The sequence below is a fragment of the Nesterenkonia sp. CL21 genome (assembly GCF_031705515.1).
Classification (GTDB): Bacteria; Actinomycetota; Actinomycetes; order Actinomycetales; family Micrococcaceae; genus Nesterenkonia; species Nesterenkonia aethiopica.
Window position 1 is genome coordinate 155,265 of the sequence record NZ_JAUTWR010000003.1, and the last position, 22,593, is coordinate 177,857.

Consider the following 22,593-nt stretch of genomic DNA (forward strand, 5'->3'; position numbering starts at 1 on the left):
GGCCGTAGGAGGCTCCAGGGAACGGTCCTACACAGGTACGACAGGGTCAGCCAGGGCCAGGAGGAGAGGTGGGCCTGAGCCAGGCGTAGGATGGCGCTATGGCTTCTCGTGCGTTCGACGGCCCGCAGAAGGATCCCGGGATCGCCCTGGTGCTCACCATCCTGGGCTTCTTCTTCGTGGCAGGGCTGCAGTACTTCTACCTGGGGAAGATCCTCAAAGGGATCCTCTTCCTGCTGACCCTGGGATTCTTCTACATCGGCACCATCATCTCGCTGTTCACCATCCGGGGCGAGACCCGGCGGGTCAACAGGCAGCGCCTGTTCGGCCTGCGCTGAGGCGCTGCCTCACAACATCACCGGGCCAGCTCAGCGAGCGCCTCTGCATCGCGCAGCGTGATGACCCCGTAGCCGACACCGATCACGCCGCGCCGCTCCAGGTCCTTGAGCACCTTGTTCAGCGAGGGCCGCTGGACGCCGATCATCGCGGCCACGGTGCGCTGAGGCAGCAGCACCTCCCCCTGCACTGCCTCATCCAGCAGCACCTGGGAGATCTGGGCGGTCAATGACCGACCCAGCAGGCCGATGATGCGGTTCTGGCTCATCGCCAGGCGCTCGGCGATCGAGGAGAGCCATCGGCGGGCGATCGCCGGATGGTGCCCCAGGAGGCGCTCGAAGCCGTCGGCCTCCAAGTGCAGCGCGGTGACCTCCTCCAGTGCTCGGCCCGTGTACGGGAACGGCATGTCCAGGAGCAGCTGCACGTCGCCGTCGACGTCCCCCGGATGGAGCACGTGGACCACGGAGCGACGCTCCCCCGCCCCCGCGATGAGCTCGACCCGCCCGCTGCGGATGATCCACACTCCCGCCGACTCGGGCTCGGCTCCGGGGGCCATCCCGTCGGCGAAGAGCTTCTGCCCCGGCTCGAACTGGCGAGTGGTCAGGTAGGTCGCGATGGCGGAGACATCGGTGGCGCTCAGGGGCGCCGATGCACCGCGGCCCACGCAGCGCGCCACCCAGGCGGCCTGCCGCAGAGCGGCCATCTCGGCGTCGGGGCCCGCCGTCTCGGCCGTCACCTGCTGCCAGGGAAGGGTGAGGAATCGTGAGGGCGCCATGGCATCGATTATGTCATCAGGCTGACATTCGGGTCAGTACCTCGCGTTCGGCGTCGTGGAATGGAACCACCGGGGAAACGCCCCGGTGCCGCACCTGCGGCATGTGGAGAGGAGAGGGACATGACTTCCACTCAGGGAGCCCACGCCGCCGGAGCGGCGGGAACGCTGACACGCCGTGCTGTCCATGGCGGCCTGGGAGGACTGGCGGGCGGCGTCGTCTTCGGCATGATGATGGCGGCGATGGGGATGTTGCCCATGGTCGGCGCTCTGGTCGGTGTCGAGAGCGCCGCCGTCGGAGGCCTGGTGCACATGGGCATCTCGCTGCTGTTCGGCGTCGTGTTCGGCGTCGTGATCACCAGCGCTCGGCCTGCACCGCTGCTGCTGCTCGGTGCCGGCTACGGCGTCGTGCTGTGGGTCGTCGGTGCCCTGCTGATCATGCCCGCCATGCTCGGCATGCCGGTGTTCATGATCAACGCCATGACCCTGCAGAGCCTCGTCGGGCACCTGGTCTTCGGGCTCGTGGCGGCGGCCGCCGTCTGGCTGCTGCGCCGTCACTCCGGGAGCCTGGACCTCGGGGACATGCGGGCCCAGCACGCCTGACCGTCGGGTCCTCAGCACCGTGCCGACGGGTGTCTCACGGTTCCGTCGGCACGGTGCTGAGCTGGTGCGATGAGGATCACAGGCGGAGAGGACCCCTCGAGTTGGCAGGGCCACGAAGCCGGTGCTAGAGTTTCATGTCGTTGCGCAGATGACTGAGCAACGGATCGCGGAAGCGACGACCTGCAGCCGAGGGCCTCTAGCTCAACTGGCAGAGCATCAGACTCTTAATCTGCAGGTTCCGGGTTCGAGTCCCGGGGGGCCCACTCTGACGAGTGCAGGTCGTCGCCTCCGCTCTCACCGGAAGCCCCGTCTCCATCAGGAGACGGGGCTTCTCCTGTTTCCAGCCACTTCAGGCTGACACCGCTGCGCATCGCCCACGCGAGCATCAGCATTCGACGAGGCTCCGTGTCGCCATTCTCGGCCCGGCTGATCGAGTTCCGGGATACTCCGATGTCCTTGCCGAACTCAGTCGCACTCAGCCCGGTGAGCTCCCGAGCCTTGCGCAGCCGATCCCCCTTCGTGAACTGAGGGACGAAGCCCTCCGGGATCTGCATGCTCATGACAACCTCCCCTTTGCTTTGAACCTGCATCGTCCTGCACGACTCGCGTGCGCGGCATACATGTGCAATGTAGTGCACAGAGTGACGCAGATGCAACAGATGGAGCGTCGTCGATCATGTGACAAGTGATGGACACGCCGACCCCTAGTGTGCACTTGCACCAATTCGCCCGACGGGGCATAGTGTGCATATGCCACACAACGAGAAAGTGACACCCGCAGTCGCAGCTCGGCTCACAGGGCAGGCACGGACCACCATCACTCGAGCGATCCAGCGCGGAGAACTACCCGCCGATCCCGTCGACATCGGTGGCCGCACATATCACCTGATCGACATGGCCGACCTGCGTGAGTACCAGCGCAAGCGCGAGGAGAGAGTCCTCTCCGCGCCGCTCTCCCAGGAACGAGACGGACGGGGCGCCGCATGACTCTCCCCCTGATCGCCGGCGTGATCACTATCAGCTGCGCCGTCGGATTCCTGATCTACGTCGCTCTCCTCCTTGCGGATGAGTGGGACGAGATGCGCTCGCAGGAGCTCCTCGAGGAGCTCGGGGCGCTGCAGAAAGAAGAAGGCCCCATCGAGCTGCCACTCGATGAGGCCGGGTCCCTTGAAAGGAACAACGTATGACCACCGTATCAGCACCCAGTGACAGGCCGGTGAGGATCTTGGACTTCATCGACGAGCCTCTCCCCCTCGATGTGCCTCCGGCACCCCGGCGCAGCATCCTCGAGGTCGTTCGTGACCGTGACGGCCACACGTGCCGGGCCTGTGGCCTCGCCCTGGTGATCCCGGAGCCGGGTGAGCCGACCCCCTGGAACACCGGGGCATTGGTGAATCTGCTCGGCCGGGAGCCGGCCGGGGAGCTCCCCGAGCTACACATCGCTCAGTTCTGCCGCACCTGCGCCGCTGACGCGCAGGTGGTCCAGCAGATGCTCGCCGATGGGGAGCCGGACCCGATGGATGGGTGGAGCCGAGAGGACGCCTACCTGGCCCGTCTGCTGCGCCTGCTCTACCTGGAGAACTGTTCCATGGCCGGCGCTGTTGCCCGGGAGGTGGTCTCGCGATGAGGACCCTCACCGAGAACGTCCCCGAGGAGACCACAACCACCCGGCAGGTGCTGATGTCGTCTGCGAAGAGGCATCTGCTCTACCACTGCGCGCCGGTCGTGGTGCGTGCCCTCTCGGATGTCGTCACCGATGTCATCGAGCACGTGCGTCGCAACGACCCTGACGAGGCCGCCCGAGCGGCCGAGTTGAAGCGGCAGCTGGCGATGGACTCCCGCCAGTTCATCCCAGAGCCGGTGCAGCCCAGGAAGGGTTCGGACCGATGAGCTGGGTGAAGCCTTGTGGGACGGAGGCCGGCGCGAAGCGGCACCGCCGTGCTGGAGAGGACCTGTGTGAGCCATGCCGTGAGGCCGCCGCCCTGGCCAGGCGACACCGTGACGCTCGACGTGCCGAGGTGAACCCCAGGTCGATCAATGAGCTGCGGGGCCGCCTCCGAGCGCAGATGGAGAAGCGCGGGTGGACGCTGTACCTGTTCTCGCAGAACACGCTGGTCCCCTACGCGACGGTCCAGCGGTTCATGGGCCCGGAGGATGCTCCGCTGATGCAGTGGCGGACCTTCGACAAGATCCGCGAGGCGGTGGAGAACCTCGAGGCCGGGGTGGTCCCTGCCGACGAGGAGGACCGCCGGGCGCAGGTCGCGCAGCGCGACGCCTACAACCTCCGGGCCTTGGAGAGGTTCATGGAGGGCCGGCACCGCCGTATCGCGGCGGCCAGGCGTCGGGCTGGTCTCGGTGAGCTGGTGGGGGTGCCGCTATGAGTGGCCCGCACATCGTTCAGGTCACCGTCCCGGATGGGTCGGTGCGGTCCCGGAAGACGGTTCTTCCGATCACTCACGCGTCGCTGTACCAGCGCACGTCGGAGGACGAGATGGAGGTGCGTTGGCACCGCTCACCACAGGAGGCTCATGAATGGCTCAGGAATCGAGCTGTCGGGAGAAGCACACCCCGGGTGTGCACGGTGAAGCCGGTCGAGGAGGCCCCGTCGTCCGGGTCCGACGATCGCGCCGGGTCCCGGTCGCGGACCAGGCAGGACGGTGGAACTACGTCCAGCCCGAGCCGCCCTGGACAGTCCAGCTCCCCGCTGAGTTCTTTCGCCCGGGCGGTCCAGCGCGCACGATCCGAGCAGGCAGCTGGGATCACGCCCTCCGCATCGCAGACACCGCCGCCCGGCTATCCGTGGCCGCACGAGCAGACGAGCATCGGGGACCACGATGAGCACCGATGAGAGCATCCAGCACCTGCTCGACGAGCTGGCACCCCAGTGTGAGGCAACCATCGTCAAGGACGCCTCCCGGGACCGCTGCACTCGTCCCGCCCGGGTCGCAGTCAAGATCCGACACCTGGAGCACATCCAGATCGTGAGGGGCCCGGACGTCCCGGTCCGGGTGGACACGACAGATTCGCTGTTCCTGTTGTGCGAAGAGTGCACCACTGATCTCACCGTGCAGGCGATCGGCGGCATCGTTCACAAGGTCCCGTGCCCCGTCTGCCGGGAGGTCCCCAGCGCCCTGGAGAGCATCGTCCCCTCGCTGCAGCTCATCTCAGACATCGACACCGCCAGGGCCTGATCGCCCGGCCACCAGATCACACCAGAGGAACACCATCATGCCTGTCACTGTTGAGGAGCTCCCGCTGGAGCTCATCCACCCGAATGAGGACAACATCCGCGCCGACGTCGAGGAGGACGAGTCGCTGGAACGGCTCGCCGCTGAGATCGGCAGCTTCGGGGTCATCTCCCCGATCATCGTCTACCCCTCCCCCGACCAGGACGGTGTCTTCATCGTCCAGGAGGGCCACAGGCGCCGTCTGGCGTCCCTGCGGGCAGGGAAGACCACGATCCCCTGCATCGTGCGCTCAGCCCCGGACAGGGGCGCTCTGGCCGATGTGGAGGTCATGCTGACCACCGGCCGGAATCACAAGCCGCTGACCGTGGCGGAGGAGGCTCATGGGTTCCAGCGGATGCTGGATCTCGGGCTCTCGGAGTCCACGATCGCGAAGAAGTTCCGGCAGCCCCGCAAGACGATCCGCACCAAGGCGAAGATCACGCAGCAGCCCGAGCAGGTCCAGCACGCCTACGCCTATGGGCATCTCAGCCTCGAGGACGCCGCGAAGATCCAGGAACTTGAGGAGGCCGGCGACACCCAGGTCCTGGAGAGGGTGCTCGAGAAGTTCGACGGGACCCCGTTCGGACCCCGGAACGTGGACTACACGATCCGCCGGGCGCAGCAGGACATCGCCGAGCAGGAGACCCGGGACCTGCTGCAGAGCCTCGGCGCCGAAGAGGCCCCGACCGATGTCGCCTGGTCGGTCAAGTTCTCCGAGGTCCGGGATGCCCTGAGCGAATCCCAGCATGCGGCTCTGGGCCATGTGTTTCGGATCCTGGGTGAGGAGGTCACCTGGTGGGAGCCGAAGAAGAAGCCCGCGGCCGCGCTCTCCGAGGAGGAGAAGGAGCAGAAGCGCCGGCTGCAGGAGCTCAAGCGGGAACTGCAGATTTCGGCCGAGACCCGCCGTGCTGAGCTCTTGGATGCCTGCCGGCGGCCGAACACGAAGATGCACGTCGAGGCGGACCGGCAGATGCTGCTGGATCTGGTGTGGTTCACGATCCGCCGCCACCCGGACAAGGCCTTCCTGGCCGAGGCGACCGGTGTCGCCCTCCCCGAGAACACGGATGAGTACCACCCGGACCACGGGGCCTGGCTGGACCAGGTCAAGGAGAAGATCTCCGACTGGCACTGGGGCCAGATCGTGCGTCTCGCGGTCACTGCGGAGAACTGGGAGCACGAGAAGCGGCTGCGCAAGCCGGAGGGCTTCGAACGCGACCGCTACGACGGCGCGGACCGGGCGGCCTGGCTGCGGACCCTCCGTAACGGATTCGGCCACGTCTGGGATGACGCCGAGGCCGAGGCCATCACCCGGTGGGAGCACGCCAGCCCCGATCACCTGACGACTGTCGGCGGCACCGACCTGACCGTGGAGGTAGACCGATGACCACCAGGAAGGACCCCGTCCAGGCTCTGAAGGAGCAGGTGGCCGAGTTCGCCAGTGCCTCTGCTGAGCTCCGTGTCTTGGAGTCAGATGTCAGCTGGTGCACCGCCGAGGGGCGGACGCCGGGTCCGAATCTGCTCGAGCAGCTTGACGCGGCTCAGGACCGGTGGCGCAGGGCCCATACCCGGGTCTTCCGCCTCATCGACGACCTGGCCCTGGAGGTGGACCGGTGAACTTCTGGCAGACCCCCGAGTGGAAGGCCGCGAACGAGGCCCACACGGACGCGTTTCTGGAGCTGATCGAGTCCTCTTACGAGGCTTCTCGGCTGCGCCGGGTCTATGGCCCGGACTCACCGGAGGCCCGGGCCTTCCAATACGGCCCGCAGCAAGTCCTCCGAGACCGCCTTGCCGCGGCGAAGGCTCACCGCCGCCGTGTCGAGGACGCCCTGACAGGAGCCACACCATGACCCTCACACCAGACACCTGCATCACTCGGGCCCGCCGGTGCATCGAGACCAACCAGCCACGCATGGCCCAGCTCTACATGGCCCGAGCCGAGCAGCTGATCTCGGAGGCCCAGAAGCGGCGCCGGGTCCAGTCCCTGGTCGCCCGGTACGGACACGACCTCGCAGGATTCATCCTCGCTGGCGAGCAGGTGGCAGCCCAGGTCGGGGTGGCCATGAGAGCGCTCGAGGACGGGTTTCGCAGCCTGGCGCGCTCCTTCGGCGCCATCAGCGCCGCAGACCTGGAGCGCCTCGGCGATCGTCCAATGACAGGAGAGACAGATGGACCGGCATGACAATCTTGACGACTTTCTCGAGGCCGTGTACACGGATTACCTCGCCGTTCGAGACAGCACAGGGCAATGGTGGCAGTCGTGGGAAAGCGAGGACGGCGAGTGGTACGCCCTACGACCACGCAACGAGGAAGACCCAGAGGGGCCAACGGGAGACCGTTACAGGCCAGTGGGACCGATCTACCTGGAGAGGCTGGCCTTCCCGATCCAATGCGTCGTCCTGGCCGATGCGCTGGATCTGAAGGCCGAGAACGCTCGGCTACTAAGGGAAAGCATTGAGCTGTCGTGGGCGGCGAATCCGGAAAGGATGGGTCGCTGACAATGACTGACCCGACCGTGGAAACGCTGAAGAACTCACCCCATGACGCCGTCCAGTCGATCGTGGCTGCCGCGCAGGCCGCGGCGGACGCTCTCGACAGCCGGGAGGAGGAGATCGCACAGCTGCGGAAGGAGCGAGACGAAGCACGCGCACAGGCAACGTTGATACGCAGTGCGGCATCGCTCGCGCTCAGCAGCATCCCGCAGGTGGTGGACTCTGATCCTGGCCACCAGTCCGGTCCGAATGCACCGGAGCCTCTGGCGGGTTGGCCGGACCGGTTTGTGGCCGAGCTGCTCGCCTTGGGCGAGGACCCCGAGGTCTGGACGCGTGAGGTGCTGCACCTCGCGAAGGTCGGTCTGCGTGCGCACCAGGTGCGGTCGCTGGCCCAGTACTTTGCACGGGAGGGGGCCACCACCGTCCCAGGTGTACCCGCGCCGGACCCTGAGCCGGACACTGAGTCGGAGCTGTGGAATCCACAGTGCGACGACGTGGGCGTTACGACGAGATTCTGCGGCTACGAGCTGATCCCCGCAGTGCCAGCACGGTTCGGCGGCGCTCACTGGTTCCGCATGGACGGTGAGTGCTGGCCTCACGGGAATCGAGGAGCTCGCCCAGACGAGGTCACGGTCCGACGCGCCATGGTGGTGTCGCCATGATCGTCCACGTGAACACAGCGGACTTCCGCCGCGCCTTGCAGGCGGTGATCCCTCACGCTCATGACGACACCTCCACAGGGCTGGCGGTGGTGCACTTCGCGGCCACGGCGGATCACGTCTACGTGCAGGCCTCGAACGGGACCACCGCCGGCATGGCGATCGCCAGCGTCTGGGATCACCAGGACCTCACCGGCGACCCCGACGAGGACTCCTTCGACCTGACCGTCTCGGCGGCGAAGGAGCTGCTGCAGGTGTTCCGGCCGAAGAAGCAGCCGGAGAACGAGCTGGACGACCAGCTCTCCATCCAGGTCGACATCGCCAAGATCAGCGTCCTCGATGTCTCCGGCCTGTTCCCGGACAAGGCCTGGACCATCCCGAACACGGCCACCAGTGAGAACTTCCCGAACCTCCCCAGGCTGTTCAACGACGCGATGACTGGCCGTCCGAGGGTGCCGGAGCAGATCGTGGCCTCCGGGAAGCTGCTGAAGCTGTTCTCAGCGGCCAGCGCGGCCTACAAGGACGCCCTGGCCCTGGAGACCACCACCAGGCCCCAGATGATGCTCATCAGCTGCTCTGAGTCCTTCCTGGGCGCGCTGATGCAGGTCCGGGTCGAAGAGGACTCCGACCTCGCCCGAGAGCTCAAGGACCACCGCGCCGGCTGGCAGAACAGGCTCCCCATGATGGCGCTCGCAATCACTCGCGGCCGCGACGAGAACCAGAAGAACGGAGAAGCAGCATGAACGGACTTCCAGGAAACGACTACGCCATGAGGCCGGGGCAGGAGCTCCCGGTTCAGCAGGCGGCTCACCAGGCGCGGATGGCGGGCGTCTTCGAGTAGCGCACCGCGAACATGCTCGAAGCGCTCGCGAAGATCCCCATGGGGCCAGACCAGCGCCAGCGGACCGGGGAGGACATCCTCCGTCGTCTCGGCTGGACCGAGCAGGACATCGCGGCCCGCTTCCGTGGCGAGAACGAGGACCCGGACGCATGAGCGACCAGCGAGACCAGCCGAACATGACCGCTGGCAGCGGAGTACTGCTGATCCTATGCGCACTGGTAGCCGGCACCGTGTGGGCCTTCGGGCATGACCGGTTCGGCCTCCTCGCGGCCTCCTGCGCCCTCCTCGGCGCCGGAATGGTCGCCTGGGGCGCTCGCAGGCCCCGCGACTGACTCCGACTCCACTCCGAACTCACCAGGAGATCCTCCCCCGATGCCGTGGCTGAAAGTGTCTGACAAGAGCCCGTTCCACCCGATGGTCCTCGAATCCGCCTCGGTGGACTTCGCCGACCCTCGGCTGGTCAACGAGCTCTTCGGGTTCACCGCCCGCTGCGCAGCCGCGGCATCGGGACACCTCACCGACTACATCGTTCACTTCGGCGTCGCTATGCAGATCGCGGGCCCTCGCGGCACCGAGCTGATCAGCGCCGCCGTCGCCGCCGGATACATGTCCTGGACCGTCGTCCACGACAGCCACGGCAACCAGACCAACGCGCTGAAGATCTACGAGGACCAAGAGCTGTTCCACATGCGCCTCAAGGACGAGGTCGAATGGGACCGCAACAGGGACCAGGACCGACGCAGCTCCATCCAGGCGCAGATCCGCCAGCGCGACGGCGACGCCTGCCGGTACTGCGGCAAGTCCGTCCAGCCCAACGACAACATGACTGCCCGAGGGTGGGAGCTCGACCACCTCACCCCCGGCGAGAAACTGCGCTCCCCCGCTGACGGCGTCGTCGCCTGCCGAGGCTGCAACGCCCGCTGGAAGGACGCACCCCGCGACGAGCGCGAGAAGAGACTTCTCGATCCACCAGCCCAGCCGCTCTACGGCCCCTACACGGCCAAGATCCTCGAGCGGCACGGACTGTCGATGGACCGAGGCAAGAGACTCGGCAGCCGCCCCGATCAGGCGACCGCTGGGAGTAAGGACACCGAGACCACGGCGCACCCCATCGGGGACACGGCCGGACGGGACTCGGGTGTGAGCAGTGGCCCCGGCATCGGGCCCGAAGACGGTCGCCCGCACAGCCAGTGCGGGAGTGACCCCGCCGATGCGTCCGCAGGGCAGCCTGACACACCCGACAACACCGGCCCGACCGCGCCGCTGGAACCACAGGTGCCACCAGGAGCGCCACAGTGGGTCACTGACGGGCCCGAGGGTGTGCCGGAGACGTCCGGAGTCCCCGCCGTCACGACACCCGCTGCGGCCGCACCACTGGCCCCTGTGGGACACGTCGAGGTGTCAGAGCACGGAACCACCAGGACCGAGGGTGTGCCGGCGCTCGCCGGAGTCCCCGCTGATGATTCCCCGAGGCTGGTGCGGCCGGAGCCCGTGGCGTCTGATCATCGCCCCGGCTCCGGCCCTCCAGACGATAAATCACACGACAGAATCGGGACCGCCGAGCGCGACACGCCCGAGCGCGTGCGAGCGAATTCCGAGCGGATTCCGCTCGGATTCCGCTCGGATTCCGAGCAACCGTCAGTCCGGATGTCTAACGAATGCCCGGTCGGGGCGGGGCTGGACGGCACGGGCCAGGACAGCACGGGCCAGGACGGTCCTGGTCTGGTCGGGCCTGCTCGGCAGGCGCGCCCTCCTGTCGAGGGTGGGCGCAGGAAGAGGAGGAGGTGAGCACGGTGGACTCTGCTGTAGTGCGGAACTCTGCCCAGGATCGGAGGGCTCGGATAGTGCTCGGCTGGTCGGAGGAGGAGTTCCAGGAACAGGTGGTGACTCTGGCTCAGGCTCTGCGATGGCGGTACTACCACACGCATCGGTCGGATCGGTCCCCGGCGGGGTTCCCTGATCTGGTCCTGGTGCATCCTGCCCGTGGTCGGCTGCTGTTCCGTGAGCTGAAGTCGGAGAAGGGGTCTGCCTCTGCTGCGCAGCGCGAGTGGATTGAGGATCTGGGCGCGGCGCATCAGGACGTGGGTGTGTGGCGTCCGAGAGATTGGCTCTCGGGGGAGATTCACAAGCAGCTCGGGGCTCCGAGCGTGGGGCGGGTCTGATGCCTGATCACGTCGCTGGGGACTGCAGTTGTTGGGGATGCGTCCAGGAGTGGAGGGCCCGTCGCGGCCGGGAAGGATCATCGAGGATGGACACGATCGAACGGCAGTGTGAGTACGGGGATGGTCGACCGACGCGGGCGGTCGGTGTGTGGCTGTGCGAGGTGTGCCTGTCCCAGCTCGACGACTATCGGTCCGAGGGTGAGGAGATGCTGCCCGTGCTGCGGTTGATCGCTCGGGGCGTGGAGAAACCGTTCAGCCTTCCGGGGCGGAAGCAGTCGGGCAAGCCGGTGTCTCAGGCGCCGATGAACCTGACAGCCTGGGCGCTGCTGGAAGACATTGAGCAGTTCGCCCCGGCGGCCGTGGTCGGCGCCGATCCTCTGGCTGGGGAGATCAAGCTGGGGATGGAGACCACGCTGCGGCAGGCTCACGCCATGGTTCATGGTGAAGCCGAGAACCGCCCCACGGATGACTACATCTCGTACAGGCTCTCGCAGATCGAGCCGATGACGGCGCAGCAGGCTGAGGTGTGGTTCCCGCTGCACTTGGATATCCAGCTCAAGGCGCGGCAGGTGTACAACTGGCGGGACCGGGGCAGGCTGTACCCGGTGGATGGGACCCGGCCGCCTCGATACCGGGCCATCGACATCTTCAAGGCGTGGGAGAACCGCCGGTCCCAGTCGTTCATGGCCGACACGCCGGGGGCTCAGAAGCGCAGGGACATTCTGTTTTCCACAAGCTCCCGGTAGCATTACTCACTGAGAGGTCACCTCCTGCCCAGATTCTGGTTCAGGCGGTGGCCTTCAGTGTTTCGGGCTCCTGCTCGTGGTGCTGTCTCTCTGTGATTCTGGTGCGATCATCCTGGCTCTGGTCGTCGGCGTCTCCTCTGCGCCGGCGGCCAGAGTCCTCGGTGAAGGCGGTGAATCGTGGCACGGAATGATCGAGCGTACATCGCCAAGCGTGATCAGCTCAGACGAGTCGCGAAGCGCAATGATCTTCCGTGTTGGCTCTGCGGTCAGCGGTTCGATTGGTCGTTGCCGTGGAAGCACTCGATGGCGTTCACCGCCGACCATGTCGCCCCGATCGCTGCAGGCGGGTCGATGACCGGTGAGCTTCGGCCGGCGCATCGTGGGTGCAACTCGCGTCGAGGGGTCGGGCGTCAGGTGCAGCCGGCGGCGCCGCTGGTCACGAAGGTCAAGTGGTGAGCCGACGTCCCGCCACGTCCCGTCGGCCGCGAATCGTCGCAGGTCAGGGGGTGGGGATGACCCCCTCCCCCACCCGGATGCGACTTTCCCGGCATAGTCACATTTCTCTCCCCGGATAGCGGGTTTGTCCGCTATCCGACGTTGTTCTTGTCTCTCTTCCGGCCACTGGCCCCACCTCCGAGGAGCGTGTCTGCCGATGGGCCGAGCACCGAAGCCCTGTGGCACCGAGGCCGCGTACCGCCGGCACCTGCGCGCCGGTGATGAACCGTGCCAGGAGTGCAAACGCGCAGCGGCCCACGCCCGGGACGCCCGGCGCGACAAGACCAAGGCGCAGTCCCGGGCGAACACCACGATGCAGAGCCTGCTCTCCGAGGTGTTCACGCAGCGGCGCGCCCCCGGTGATGTGCCGACCCTCGACGTCAGGGCCGAGCAGTTCAGCATGTACTCGCTGCTGTGGAAGGCCCTGGAGCAGGCGGCGCCGCGGGAGTGCGCAGCGATCATCAAGGAGATGCGCGGACTCCTTCAGGATCTGACCGCCGGAAGTGGCGACGAGGACGAGATGTCCCTGGAAGACGAGGTCGAGGAGGCCCGACGTGAGCGTGAGCGTCGCGCCGCCGAGCGTGCTGGGGCACCAGCGGCCCAGGATCGAGCATCGACCAGCTGAGGCAGTCTCTGACCACGGCGAGGATGTGGCCCTGGTCGCCCAGATGGCCGGGATGGTCCTCGACGAGTGGCAGGAATACGTCCTCGCGGCCGCGACCAGCCGACGCGCCAACGGCCAGTGGTCGGCCTACGAGGTCGGCTTGGAGGTCGCTCGTCAGAACGGCAAGTCAGCGATCATCGAAGCCCGAATCCTCTGGGGGCTGCTGCTCAACAAGACCGAGAAGACCATCATCTACTCGGCCCACGAGTTCAAGACCGCCGTGGAGGTCTTCGCCAGGCTCGAAGCCCTGATCATGGGCTCACCGCGCTTCGCCAAGCACGTCAAGCAGATCCGGCACGGCAACGACGACCGATCCATCATCCTCAAGAACGGGTCCAGGGTGAAGTTCCTCGCCCGCTCCGGCGGATCCGCTCGAGGGTTCTCCGGGGATCTGATCATCTTCGATGAGGCCTACGCACTCAAGGGCGTGATGCTCGCCGCGATGAAGCCGACCATGGCCGCCCGCTCCATCTCCGGGCAGCCGCAGATCTGGTACGTCTCCTCTGCCGGCATGCACGATTCCGACGTTCTCAACGGCACCCGGGACCGCGCCATCGGCAGCGCACCGGAGCCGACCAGCCACACGGTGCTGTCCTCCGAGGATGAGCCGCTCCTGCTGTGGATGGAGTGGTCAGCCCACCCTGACGCTGAGTCCGACGACCTGGAGGCCTACCGGAGGGCGTGCCCCGGATTCGGGATCCGCATCAGCCATGAGTTCCTCCTCAACGAGCTCAGAGCCTTCAGATCCGACCCGGACAAGGGCGAGGAGTACTACCGGCGCGAGTACCTCGGCATTCGACCCCGGGCCGCTGGTGAGTCTGCTCTGTCGCTGAAGGACTGGCAGGCGCTCGCCGATGCTGACCTGGAGCCTGCCGGCCCGGTGGCCTTCGGTCTGGACGTCACCCCGCAGCGCGACTATGCGGCGATCGTGGCGGCCCGCCTGCTGCCGGATGGCCGCGTGTGGGTGGAGATCGCCGACCACGGTGTGGGGCTGGACTGGGTCCCTGCGCGCATGGCGGAGCTCAAGGATGCCTGGTCGCCGGTGCGGATCATGATCAACGCCGCCGACGCCGCCGGCGCGCTGGTGCCAGACCTACGTCGGTCCGGGGTGCCGACGACGCAGCTCACCGCACGGCAGTACGCCCAGGCGTGCGGACAGTTCCTCGACGACATCAACCAAACCCGTCTCGTGCATCCGGGCCTCCAAGAGGAGATGGACAACGCTGTCGCGGCCGCGCAGTTCTCCTGGATGAACGAGTCCCTGTTCCGGTGGAAGCGCAAGAACGTGACCGAGAACATCAGCCCCCTCTGCGCCGCCACGCTGGCCGCACGCGGGCTGCAGTACAAGCGCAACAAGCTCGCCACCTCCGACGGCGTCGGTGGTGCCAAGAAGAGACCGAGGAGGCTGGCCGTTGGGTACTGAAGTGGCACCTCGGCAGGCGCCGGCCATCACCGGCAGCCCCTGGGTCCGAGGACTGGACACGACCACCACGAACACCTTCCACAAGCTCGCCGATCAGCTGCAGTCCAAGGCGACCCGGAACATGCTCCGCCAGGGCTACTACGACGCCAAGGCGACGATCCGTCACCTCGGCATCGCCGTCCCACCCCACCTGCAGCGATTCCAGACCACGGTCGGCTGGCCGTCCAAGGCCGTCGACATGCTGGAGCGCCGCATCCGCTTCCAAGGGTTCGTCACTCCGGCAGCCGACCCCGGCATGCTCGGGCTCGACGAGCTGATGGCAGAGATCCAGTTCGAGATGCTGGTCTCCCAGGCCGTCACGGGCGCCCTGGTGAACTCCAACTCGTGGATCTTCACCACAGCCGGCCAACCGGGCACCGAGGACCCCGACGTCGTCGTCACCGCCCGGACCGCGCTGCACGCCACCGGCCGCTGGGACGCCCGCCGACGACGCATCACCGACGCGATCGACGTGCTCTCCGTCGACGAGCAGGGCGAGGCCGACGCGGTCCTGATGTACACCCGAGACTCTGTGATCGGACTGGTGAAGGTCAACGGCATCTGGCACGGCCGCCACCGGCCGCACCAGCTCAGCCGCCCGCCGGCCGTCATGGTCCCCTACCGGCCCAGCCTGGACCGGCCCTTCGGGCGTTCGAAGATCTCCCGGCCCATGATGGGGATCACCGACAAGGCCGTGCGGACCGCGCTGCGCTCCGAGATCACCGCAGAGTTCTACAGCGCGCCCCAGCGCTACGTGCTCGACCTGGACCCGGGCACCCTCGACGATGGCGTCCCCGGCTGGGCACAGCTCATCGGCCGAATCCTCGCCTACGAGCGCGACGCCGACGACCCCGACGCGAAGACCCCGACTGTCGGCCAGTTCGCCCAGGCGACACAGACACCGCATATCGAGCACATGCGGGAGCTCGCCGCCGAGATGGCGGCAGAGGCCAACATCCCCGCCGGAGTCCTGGGCGTCTACCACGACAACCCGGCCTCCGACAGGGCCATGCACACCGCCTACATGCCCCTCGACGAGGACGCCGAACGGGCCCACACCCCCATCGGCTGGGCGCTGGAGCAGGTCGCCGTCCTGACGGTCATGATCCGCGACGGCCTCACGGAGCCCCCGTCCGCGCTGCGCGGCATCAGGTCACGCTTCCAGGACCCCGCCCGGCCCACCCGGGCGGCCGCCACCGACGCGGTCGTCAAGCAGGTCGAGACCGGCATCCTGCCGGCCGACTCCGAGGTCACCCTGCAGCAGCTCGGCTACGACGCCGCCACCATCCGCCAGATCCAGGAGGACCGGCGTCGCTCGCGGGTGAATCAGCTCATCTCTGGGGCGATCCGGCCCGCCGCCGAGCAGGCCAGCGCGGTCCCGGAGGTGGCGGAGGTGATGGAGCGCCGTGGTGCAGACACTTCTGGGCTCCCCGAGCTCCGCTGACCTCGCGGGTGTGAGCACTCTGTTCACCCCCGCGGACCTCCAGCCCTACGACTCAGCGGTCGATGACGTTCTGGCAGTCGCCGCCGGGGTGGTGAATCAGGCGTTCCGTGATCTGCAGGCCGAGACGGTGGACACGATCCGGGACGAGTTGCTCATGACGGTCCCGGCCACGGTCAGCACCTACGGGCCACAGATAGCAGACGTCGCCGGGGTCCAGTACCAGGACATGAGGATGCTCTCGGGCATCACCGCTCCGCACGTCACCCGGCTCTCGCCGGGGCCCTCGCCGCAGCGGCAGCAGTCGCTGGTCCGGTGGGCGCTCTCGCCGATCTTCTCGCCGACGCCGTCGCAGCGGCAGGCCTGGAGCCTGCTGGCCGGCGGGCTGGTCCGGATCCTGCTGGATTACCAGCGGGAAACGATGCTCGAGAACATGATCGACGACGTCATCGACGGGCCGGTCGGGTATCAGCGGGTTCCCCGCGCTGGGTGCTGCGCGTTCTGCGCGATGCTCGCCTCACAGGCAGCGGTCTACGGTCCCGGCGCCGGGTCTGACCGGACCGTCGTCGGCCGCGGCGTCCCACTCACCCAGTGGCGGCCCGGTGACCGTGGCCGCCCTGCCGGCGGCCGACGTCCTCGCGGCTCCCGCGACATAGGTCAGCTCTACCACGACTACTGCCGGTGCCGTGTTGTCCCGATCTACCGGTCCTCCGGTGTCCAACTGGCCGAGGACGCCGAGTCCTACTACCAGGAGTACCTCAACGCTCGTCGGCAGCTCGATGATCGCAAGGTCCTGGACTGGACCGAGACCCGGTCCCCCGACGGCAGCATCCGCCGCAAGTACACGTGGCGAGACCGCGAAACCGGCGAGGCAATCACCGGTCGCCAGGACCGCATGATCCTCGCCTGGATGCGCCAGCAGACCGGCCGCGCCTGACGGCCGGCACCACACAGCTTCCCTCCCGCACGGGAGGGTCCAGTAACCCCCTGCACAGGAGGACCACCCGTCATGCCCGAGATCCCCACCCCCAAGGACCTCGCCGAGGCCGCCGACCAGCTCGGTACCACCTCGACGACCGACGACACCAGCGCGGCCACCGAGGACGACACCTCGGGCCAGGGGCCCGCCGCCGACGAGCAGCAGCAGGAGACCAGCACGGAGCAGTCCAACACCGGCGACGACCCGGAGGCCAGCACCGAGGAGTCCACCGACACGGAGGACACCCCGGACGGCCAGGACCCCACCGACTGGAAGTCTCAGGCCCGCAAGCACGAGCAGCGAGCCAAGAGTCACCTGCGCGACCTGCAGGCCGAGCAGCAGAAGACCGCACAGTTGCAGGCCCGCGTCGAGGAGCTCGAACAGGCCGGACTCCGCAACGAGGTCGCCGTCGCCAAGGGTGTACCGGCGAACCTGCTCAAGGCCCGCACCCGGGAAGAGCTCGAAGAGGAGGCCGACGCCCTCGTCGCATTCGCCGGCAACCGCCGCACCGGCCCGGTCGTTCCGGAAGCCGGCCACGGCAACAACGGGGATCCCATCAGCGATGAAGCCCAGGAGGCCCTAAAGGCCCTCGGCTTCGACCAGTAGCCCATCAGCACCGCCACACCGGCGGGGAAAGTAGGCGATCATGCCGCTGCAGACCAGCCACTTCCAGGAGCACAACCTCCTGGACAAGAAGATCAGCAACAAGATCTGGGACATCGCCGTCGAGAACTCGGTGGTCCCGTCCCTGACGACTCAGGAGCCGGTCATCATCGGCGACAACGTCGTGCCCACCGTCGAGAGCCGCCCCCGAGCCTCGATGATCAACGAGGGCGCACCCAAGCGAGCCTCCGAACTGCGCTTCGGATCCCAGAAGCTCTACCGCGGCAAGGCCGTCGTCATGACGGAGGTCTCCCTGGAGACCGTCCTCGCCAACCCGGTCGAGACCCTCCGGATCATCCAGAACAGCTTCGGCACCGCTCTGGCCAACCAGATCGACCTCGCGATCATCCACAACCGGGACGCCCTCACCGGCGGCCAGATCTCCCAGGACGCGAACTGCGTGGGCGACACGACCCAGTCCGTCGTCCTCGACGAGGACGTCAACCGAGTGAAGAAGGACATCAACGCCGCCCAGGCGCTGGTGGCCTCCCACTCCATCGCCCCCGACGGGATCGCGCTGGACCCAGCGCTGATCGCCCGCATGGTCGAAGCGGAGAACCAGCTCGGCCAGGAGCTCTACCCGAACCTCAACATCGGCGCCCGCCAGGCCGGCGTCGTCAACGGGCTGCGCTCCGCCGTCGGCGACACCGTCTCCGGCCGCGTCTACGAGGACTCCGACGACACCGGAGTCCGCGGCATCGTCGGCCGCTGGGACGCCGTCCGCTGGGGCAAGACCACCACCATCCCGATGCGCAAGGTCGAGTACGGCGACCCCACCGGCAACGGAGACCTGCAGGCCCGCAACCACGTCGCGTTCATCTCGGAGATCATCTTCGGCTGGCGCGTCCTCGACGTGGACCGCGCCTTCGCGTCCATCACCGCCGCAGCCCCGACCGAGGGCTGATCCTCCCCGTGAGTGACCCCGCCCCACTCCCACACGAGTGGGGCGGGGTCACTCACACCCACCAGACACCGGAAGGACCACCGCCATGAAGCAGCTGACCAGCCCCACCGGAGCCACCGTCGTCGTCAACGACAAGCACGCCGAGAAGCTCCAGGCCCAGGGCTACACCCCCAAGAACAAGACAACCAAGGCCGGCGGCGCTCGCGGACGTCGCAAGACCAAGCAGCCAGAGACGAAACCGGAGACCTCGGAGACCACCGAGGCCGAGACCCCCGAGAACGCCGGGGCGTCTGAAGCTGACGAGAACAGCTGAAGGTGAGGTGATCCCCGGTGGAGAACTGGACAGCGGCCGAGAAGGTAAGAAGCCGGTGGATCGCCGAGGAGCCGCCCGAAGACGACGACCTGCTGAACACGAAGATCGGCCAGGTCGAGCGGCTCATCCGCCGGCACTTCCCTGACATGCAAGCCCGCCTGGAGGCCACTGTCGCCGACGGCGGCCTGGCAGAGCCCGATCTAGCCGAGACGATCGCCGATGTGGTCGCCGATCTGCTCCAGGAGCACTTCGCGAATCCCCTCGGCGTGCGGTCCATGCAGGACACCGAAGGACCCTGGACGCTGCAGCAGACGATGGCCGGTGACGCCCCAGGCAAGCTGGTCCTCTCGGCCGAACACAAGAAGATGCTCGCCCCGCCGATGACCTCCCGCTCGCGGTTGCGCACCATCAACACCGAACAGGGCTCCTACCTCGCGGCCGCGGCCATGACGTCGTCCGAGACCCCGGACGGGTGGCCGACATGAGGTTCGGCGCGTGGGGCATGCGCCGCCGGAAAGCGAAGTACACCGAGGCCGAGGTCCACCGCGGCGGCCTAGACAACCGAGGCCGACCACTGGACCAGGCCGCCCCGGTGACACTGCCTCGGGTGCTCCCCTGGGACCGAGACTCCTCCGAGGCCCGAGACGGGTCGCCGGTCACCCACGATCGTGCAGCGATCCTCGTCAACTGGGCCGACGCCCCGGACGGACTCAGCATCTTCCCGGAAGACCAGATCCGGATCGACTCGGGCCGCCTCGTCGGGTGGTGGACCGTGGACGGTCGCCCCACCGAGTGGCCCCGAGGCCTCAAGGTCAACATCACCCGCGGCCGCCGTGCTGACTCCCGGAGGTGACCGACATGGCTCGCGGTGAGATCAGGTTCCGCAGCTACAAGCCAGACCGGCGGGGCCTCGCGAAGCTGCAGAACTCTCCCCGCCTGGGAGCCGCGACGCTCGCCCTGGCCGCCCGGGGCGCGCAGCTGGCCAACCAGGCCGACCCGGAGGGGAACTACACCGCCTCGCCCCGCACCGTGGCCGCCGGATGGCGCCTGGAGCGTCGTGCCGGTGCAGTCATCAGCCAGACCAGCCCGTCGTGGATCGCTGAGCGTGACCGGACGCTCGTCCAGATTGCCCGAGCCCTGAGAAGCCGATGAGGAGACACCGATGACCACCGCCCTCGTGTGGCCCGACACAGTCGAGGCCCTCTTCGAACTGCTGGACGGCACAGAACATGCCGGCCACCCGATCAAGCTCATCGAAGAAGAGCCACCGCCGATCCCGGATCAGGCCGAGCTCGGCGCAGATCAGCCCGTCGTGGTGGTCAACCTCGACGACTCCGCGATCGGGGAGATCGACCGGGTCGACAAGTTCCGGCTCGAGGTCCACGCGCACGGTCGGGCGCTGGCTCGCACCGTGGCTGAGTCGATCACCGCGCTGGTGTGTGTCGAGGGCGGCTGGGAGACCCCCTCGGCTCTGATCGACCTGGCCGAGCACCGCACCGGCCCCGCCGTCGTGCCGCACCCATCCCAGAACGTCCGGAAGGTCGCCGTGACCTTCTGGCTCACCACGCGCCCGCTGTAAGCCCCGCCACCGGGGACCCCTGGAAGAACACATCCCGAGCCCACAGGAGGGGCACACCATGTCTACCACCATCTCTGAGATCCGGCAGGAAGCCGACCAGCGGGAACTGGTGCGGAAGATCCGCCGGGCGGTCGCGTTCATCGCAGACACCACGGTCGAGCTGCCGGAGCAGATCACCACTGAGGACCACAAGATCATCGACCTGAAGGAAGCAGGCTGGACCCCCTTCGGTCTGGTCTCCCGCGACGGCTACACCTTCAACCGTGAGGTCGAGAAGTCCCAGGTGGACGCCCTCGGCTACATGGACCCGGTCCGCAAGGACGTCGAGAACATCGAGCGTTCCGTGGAGCTGCAGCTGCTCCAGTGGGGTCAGCGCAAGATCCACGAGCTCGTCGACGGCGCGGACTACTCCGGCATCCGGCCCAAGGCCAACGGCGAGATCGTCTACGACGAGCCCGACATCCCGTTCTTCGCGGACTACCGGATGATCGTCATCGGTGAAGACGGCCGCATCACCAACAACTGGATCATGGGCAACGGCTACGGACTCGTGCAGCTCGGCTCCGCGGACTCCATCACCTGGAACCAGGAAAGCTCCGTGGCCCAGGCCATCACCCTCGACGTCCTCGTCGACCCCGCACTCGGCTCCCCGAAGCGGAACTACCTCGGCGGCTCCGCCATCGGCCAGTACCACGACGTGCTCGGCTGGGGCGAGCCCGAGACCGCCCCGGAGGGCTGATCAAACGGGGGTCGCCGGCGCCGGAAGTCTGGGCGCGTGGGACGGCGCCGGCGGCCCCTCCATTCCTCCCTCCCCACGTGCCACTGCTCACGATCACTGAGAGGACAGGACTATGCCGAAGTTCGTCAAGAAGGACCAGCCCACCATCACCACCAACCACCCGGCCACCCAGGTCGAACTGCTCGCCTCCGGCTACACCAAGCTCCCGGACGAAACGACAGATCACGACCCCAAGACGGAGGCCACCAGCCCAGACAAGCCCGCGGACGACGCCCCTGCCGCCAAGCCGGTCCAGGAGGTCCCCACAACCTCCGCCGGGCGCGGCGCAAAGAAGCCCAGCAAGTAAGTCCCCCCTCCCCCACGCCCACACAGGAAGGCCCAGACACATGACCGACAGCCTCAAGCCGACCATCACCGTCGCGGAGTTCCTCGCCAAGCACGGATCCGAGGAACGCCCCTTCGTGTTCAAGCTCGGCGGCAACCGCGGCAACATCGTCTTCCCCGACTACAACGCCGGCAGCGTCGACGAAGCCCGCCAGACCGAACACCGCATCCAGCGCGCCATCGACCCGATGGACGCGATGAAGGAATGGCTCCCCGCCGAGGACTACGCAAAGCTCGAGAAGCTCGACCTCAACGCCCGCAAGATCGAGTCTCTCTTCGCGATGGCCCACGCCTACGTCAATGGAGAGAAACGGGCGCGCTCGCAGATCACCCGCAACGCCCTCGACGCGGAGTGCCCAGACCCGACCCCGTTCAGCATGATCTCCGGCGACGGCAAGCGCATCATCTTCCCGGACTTCGCCACCCAGAGCGTCGAAGCCGTCCGAGAGTTCTACGAGACCCTCCGCATCCACCAGCACGCGCCGGAGATCATCCTGCGCACCTGGCTGGATGAGAAGTCCTACGAGAACCTCATGGCCCTCGACCTCAACGCCCGCCAGCTGTCCAACCTGTGCAACGACGTCGTCGAGCACTACATGGCAGCCAAGGGCACCCCGGGGGAATCGAACGCCTCCTAGAGCTCCTCGAGAAGTTCCGCCCCGAGATCCGCGCCGACCTGCTCCAGCATTTCGGCGTGGATCTCGGGCTCTGGTGGAGCCAAGGACGATGGCGCCCCCTGCTGGAACTCATCGAGAAGATCCCCCAGGCCTCACTGCTCTGGGAGGCACGACTCAACGACCCCGTCGAGGCCGCCAAGATCCTCGACCAGATCGAACACGACGAAGCAACCAACCCCGGGCGCTCGCAGAAGCCCCGGGTCGCGATCCGTGAACACGATCGCCAGTCGCAGCAGATGGAGAAGCTCACGGCGGCCGTCATGAGCCTCACCAACACGGTCCGGAAGGCGCTGAAGGCCCAACCGATCAAGTACGAGGCCGACCAGCCGGAGACCCTGCTCGAGCAGCTCCGCTGGGAACGCGACGTCGACAGTGCGGCGCCGCTGCTCGCGGCCGCTGGATTCGACCCAGACGAGGCGATGCCTCGGATCTGACCCACAGCCCAATAGCGCATCGGAGGT

The 22,593-nt window shown here is 67.4% G+C and carries 37 protein-coding genes and 1 tRNA gene; 36 read left to right on the forward strand and 2 right to left on the reverse strand.

Annotated elements, in window-relative coordinates; genetic code table 11:
- Positions 1–98 precede the first annotated feature (98 nt).
- Positions 99–335 (forward strand): NINE protein, encoded by a 237-nt coding sequence (locus tag Q7C18_RS07255; protein WP_070160476.1) that lies wholly within the window; start codon positions 99–101, stop codon positions 333–335.
- Between the two features lie 17 nt (positions 336–352).
- On the opposite strand, the gene Q7C18_RS07260 is transcribed toward Q7C18_RS07255, so the two are convergent.
- On the reverse strand, positions 353–1,108 hold the full coding sequence (locus Q7C18_RS07260) for a Crp/Fnr family transcriptional regulator (protein ID WP_085437084.1): 756 nt from the start codon (positions 1,106–1,108) through the stop codon (positions 353–355).
- A gap of 120 nt (positions 1,109–1,228) precedes the next feature.
- Between Q7C18_RS07260 and Q7C18_RS07265 the strand changes: the two genes are divergently transcribed.
- Positions 1,229–1,708: a hypothetical protein gene (locus tag Q7C18_RS07265; RefSeq protein ID WP_311024789.1), complete on the forward strand. Its 480-nt coding sequence runs from the start codon at positions 1,229–1,231 to the stop codon at positions 1,706–1,708.
- Between the two features lie 190 nt (positions 1,709–1,898).
- Positions 1,899–1,971 (forward strand) — tRNA-Lys (locus tag Q7C18_RS07270).
- On the opposite strand, the gene Q7C18_RS07275 is transcribed toward Q7C18_RS07270, so the two are convergent.
- Positions 1,933–2,298, reverse strand: coding sequence for a helix-turn-helix transcriptional regulator (locus tag Q7C18_RS07275; RefSeq protein ID WP_311024935.1), 366 nt, complete (start codon positions 2,296–2,298; stop codon positions 1,933–1,935). The genes Q7C18_RS07270 and Q7C18_RS07275 overlap by 39 nt on opposite strands.
- 160 nt (positions 2,299–2,458) lie before the next feature.
- Between Q7C18_RS07275 and Q7C18_RS07280 the strand changes: the two genes are divergently transcribed.
- The 33 genes from Q7C18_RS07280 (at position 2,459) to Q7C18_RS07440 (ending at position 22,566) form a co-directional block, all read left to right on the forward strand.
- Positions 2,459–2,695 (forward strand): helix-turn-helix domain-containing protein, encoded by a 237-nt coding sequence (locus Q7C18_RS07280; protein ID WP_311024790.1) that lies wholly within the window; start codon positions 2,459–2,461, stop codon positions 2,693–2,695.
- Entirely contained in the window at positions 2,692–2,895 is a 204-nt protein-coding gene (locus Q7C18_RS07285) for a hypothetical protein (protein WP_311024791.1), read from the forward strand. The genes Q7C18_RS07280 and Q7C18_RS07285 overlap by 4 nt, the downstream gene beginning before the upstream one ends.
- Positions 2,892–3,335: a hypothetical protein gene (locus Q7C18_RS07290; protein WP_311024792.1), complete on the forward strand. Its 444-nt coding sequence runs from the start codon at positions 2,892–2,894 to the stop codon at positions 3,333–3,335. The genes Q7C18_RS07285 and Q7C18_RS07290 overlap by 4 nt, the downstream gene beginning before the upstream one ends.
- The gene (locus Q7C18_RS07295) at positions 3,332–3,598 is read left to right on the forward strand and encodes a hypothetical protein (protein WP_311024793.1); all 267 of its coding nucleotides are present in this window, start codon (positions 3,332–3,334) and stop codon (positions 3,596–3,598) included. The genes Q7C18_RS07290 and Q7C18_RS07295 overlap by 4 nt, the downstream gene beginning before the upstream one ends.
- Positions 3,599–3,726: 128 nt before the next feature.
- Positions 3,727–4,089: a hypothetical protein gene (locus Q7C18_RS07300; RefSeq protein WP_311024794.1), complete on the forward strand. Its 363-nt coding sequence runs from the start codon at positions 3,727–3,729 to the stop codon at positions 4,087–4,089.
- A gap of 453 nt (positions 4,090–4,542) precedes the next feature.
- Positions 4,543–4,899 carry a hypothetical protein gene (locus Q7C18_RS07305; protein WP_311024795.1) on the forward strand — a complete coding sequence of 119 codons (357 nt, stop codon included), beginning with the start codon at positions 4,543–4,545 and terminating at the stop codon, positions 4,897–4,899.
- Between the two features lie 37 nt (positions 4,900–4,936).
- Positions 4,937–6,319 (forward strand): ParB/RepB/Spo0J family partition protein, encoded by a 1,383-nt coding sequence (locus tag Q7C18_RS07310; RefSeq protein ID WP_311024796.1) that lies wholly within the window; start codon positions 4,937–4,939, stop codon positions 6,317–6,319.
- Complete coding sequence (locus Q7C18_RS07315) at positions 6,316–6,549, forward strand: hypothetical protein (protein ID WP_311024797.1); 234 nt, start codon at positions 6,316–6,318, stop codon at positions 6,547–6,549. The genes Q7C18_RS07310 and Q7C18_RS07315 overlap by 4 nt, the downstream gene beginning before the upstream one ends.
- Positions 6,546–6,782, forward strand: coding sequence for a hypothetical protein (locus Q7C18_RS07320; protein ID WP_311024798.1), 237 nt, complete (start codon positions 6,546–6,548; stop codon positions 6,780–6,782). The genes Q7C18_RS07315 and Q7C18_RS07320 overlap by 4 nt, the downstream gene beginning before the upstream one ends.
- Complete coding sequence (locus Q7C18_RS07325; protein ID WP_311024799.1) at positions 6,779–7,114, forward strand: hypothetical protein; 336 nt, start codon at positions 6,779–6,781, stop codon at positions 7,112–7,114. Before Q7C18_RS07320 ends, Q7C18_RS07325 begins: the two co-directional genes overlap by 4 nt.
- Positions 7,101–7,430 (forward strand): hypothetical protein, encoded by a 330-nt coding sequence (locus Q7C18_RS07330; protein ID WP_311024800.1) that lies wholly within the window; start codon positions 7,101–7,103, stop codon positions 7,428–7,430. The genes Q7C18_RS07325 and Q7C18_RS07330 overlap by 14 nt, the downstream gene beginning before the upstream one ends.
- A gap of 2 nt (positions 7,431–7,432) precedes the next feature.
- A complete protein-coding gene (locus Q7C18_RS07335; protein ID WP_311024801.1) occupies positions 7,433–8,086 on the forward strand; it encodes a hypothetical protein in 654 nt (217 codons plus the stop codon).
- Positions 8,087–8,094: 8 nt separating this feature from the next.
- Entirely contained in the window at positions 8,095–8,826 is a 732-nt protein-coding gene (locus tag Q7C18_RS07340) for a hypothetical protein (RefSeq protein ID WP_311024802.1), read from the forward strand.
- A 110-nt stretch (positions 8,827–8,936) separates the two neighbouring features.
- The gene (locus Q7C18_RS07345; RefSeq protein WP_311024803.1) at positions 8,937–9,077 is read left to right on the forward strand and encodes a hypothetical protein; all 141 of its coding nucleotides are present in this window, start codon (positions 8,937–8,939) and stop codon (positions 9,075–9,077) included.
- Positions 9,074–9,256 carry a hypothetical protein gene (locus Q7C18_RS07350; protein ID WP_311024804.1) on the forward strand — a complete coding sequence of 61 codons (183 nt, stop codon included), beginning with the start codon at positions 9,074–9,076 and terminating at the stop codon, positions 9,254–9,256. Before Q7C18_RS07345 ends, Q7C18_RS07350 begins: the two co-directional genes overlap by 4 nt.
- Positions 9,257–9,296: 40 nt before the next feature.
- The gene (locus Q7C18_RS07355) at positions 9,297–10,712 is read left to right on the forward strand and encodes a hypothetical protein (RefSeq protein ID WP_311024805.1); all 1,416 of its coding nucleotides are present in this window, start codon (positions 9,297–9,299) and stop codon (positions 10,710–10,712) included.
- A 5-nt stretch (positions 10,713–10,717) separates the two neighbouring features.
- A complete protein-coding gene (locus tag Q7C18_RS07360) occupies positions 10,718–11,086 on the forward strand; it encodes a VRR-NUC domain-containing protein (RefSeq protein ID WP_311024806.1) in 369 nt (122 codons plus the stop codon).
- Positions 11,087–11,172: 86 nt separating this feature from the next.
- Complete coding sequence (locus tag Q7C18_RS07365; protein WP_311024807.1) at positions 11,173–11,832, forward strand: hypothetical protein; 660 nt, start codon at positions 11,173–11,175, stop codon at positions 11,830–11,832.
- 652 nt (positions 11,833–12,484) lie between these two features.
- Complete coding sequence (locus tag Q7C18_RS07370; RefSeq protein WP_311024808.1) at positions 12,485–12,952, forward strand: hypothetical protein; 468 nt, start codon at positions 12,485–12,487, stop codon at positions 12,950–12,952.
- On the forward strand, positions 12,882–14,414 hold the full coding sequence (locus Q7C18_RS07375) for a terminase large subunit domain-containing protein (protein WP_311024809.1): 1,533 nt from the start codon (positions 12,882–12,884) through the stop codon (positions 14,412–14,414). The genes Q7C18_RS07370 and Q7C18_RS07375 overlap by 71 nt, the downstream gene beginning before the upstream one ends.
- On the forward strand, positions 14,404–15,897 hold the full coding sequence (locus Q7C18_RS07380) for a phage portal protein (protein WP_311024810.1): 1,494 nt from the start codon (positions 14,404–14,406) through the stop codon (positions 15,895–15,897). Before Q7C18_RS07375 ends, Q7C18_RS07380 begins: the two co-directional genes overlap by 11 nt.
- Positions 15,860–16,831, forward strand: coding sequence for a hypothetical protein (locus Q7C18_RS07385; protein ID WP_311024811.1), 972 nt, complete (start codon positions 15,860–15,862; stop codon positions 16,829–16,831). The genes Q7C18_RS07380 and Q7C18_RS07385 overlap by 38 nt, the downstream gene beginning before the upstream one ends.
- 72 nt (positions 16,832–16,903) lie before the next feature.
- On the forward strand, positions 16,904–17,479 hold the full coding sequence (locus Q7C18_RS07390; RefSeq protein ID WP_311024812.1) for a hypothetical protein: 576 nt from the start codon (positions 16,904–16,906) through the stop codon (positions 17,477–17,479).
- Between the two features lie 40 nt (positions 17,480–17,519).
- Complete coding sequence (locus Q7C18_RS07395; protein WP_311024813.1) at positions 17,520–18,440, forward strand: phage major capsid protein; 921 nt, start codon at positions 17,520–17,522, stop codon at positions 18,438–18,440.
- A gap of 85 nt (positions 18,441–18,525) precedes the next feature.
- Entirely contained in the window at positions 18,526–18,753 is a 228-nt protein-coding gene (locus Q7C18_RS07400; RefSeq protein WP_311024814.1) for a hypothetical protein, read from the forward strand.
- A 17-nt stretch (positions 18,754–18,770) separates the two neighbouring features.
- On the forward strand, positions 18,771–19,238 hold the full coding sequence (locus Q7C18_RS07405) for a hypothetical protein (RefSeq protein WP_311024815.1): 468 nt from the start codon (positions 18,771–18,773) through the stop codon (positions 19,236–19,238).
- Complete coding sequence (locus Q7C18_RS07410) at positions 19,235–19,606, forward strand: hypothetical protein (RefSeq protein ID WP_311024816.1); 372 nt, start codon at positions 19,235–19,237, stop codon at positions 19,604–19,606. The genes Q7C18_RS07405 and Q7C18_RS07410 overlap by 4 nt, the downstream gene beginning before the upstream one ends.
- 5 nt (positions 19,607–19,611) lie before the next feature.
- Entirely contained in the window at positions 19,612–19,905 is a 294-nt protein-coding gene (locus Q7C18_RS07415) for a hypothetical protein (protein WP_311024817.1), read from the forward strand.
- Between the two features lie 10 nt (positions 19,906–19,915).
- A complete protein-coding gene (locus Q7C18_RS07420) occupies positions 19,916–20,332 on the forward strand; it encodes a hypothetical protein (RefSeq protein ID WP_311024818.1) in 417 nt (138 codons plus the stop codon).
- Between the two features lie 58 nt (positions 20,333–20,390).
- Positions 20,391–21,071 (forward strand): hypothetical protein, encoded by a 681-nt coding sequence (locus Q7C18_RS07425; protein WP_311024819.1) that lies wholly within the window; start codon positions 20,391–20,393, stop codon positions 21,069–21,071.
- A 112-nt stretch (positions 21,072–21,183) separates the two neighbouring features.
- A complete protein-coding gene (locus Q7C18_RS07430) occupies positions 21,184–21,417 on the forward strand; it encodes a hypothetical protein (RefSeq protein ID WP_311024820.1) in 234 nt (77 codons plus the stop codon).
- Between the two features lie 40 nt (positions 21,418–21,457).
- Entirely contained in the window at positions 21,458–22,093 is a 636-nt protein-coding gene (locus tag Q7C18_RS07435) for a hypothetical protein (RefSeq protein ID WP_311024821.1), read from the forward strand.
- A 56-nt stretch (positions 22,094–22,149) separates the two neighbouring features.
- The gene (locus Q7C18_RS07440; protein ID WP_311024822.1) at positions 22,150–22,566 is read left to right on the forward strand and encodes a hypothetical protein; all 417 of its coding nucleotides are present in this window, start codon (positions 22,150–22,152) and stop codon (positions 22,564–22,566) included.
- Positions 22,567–22,593: the final 27 nt, after the last annotated feature.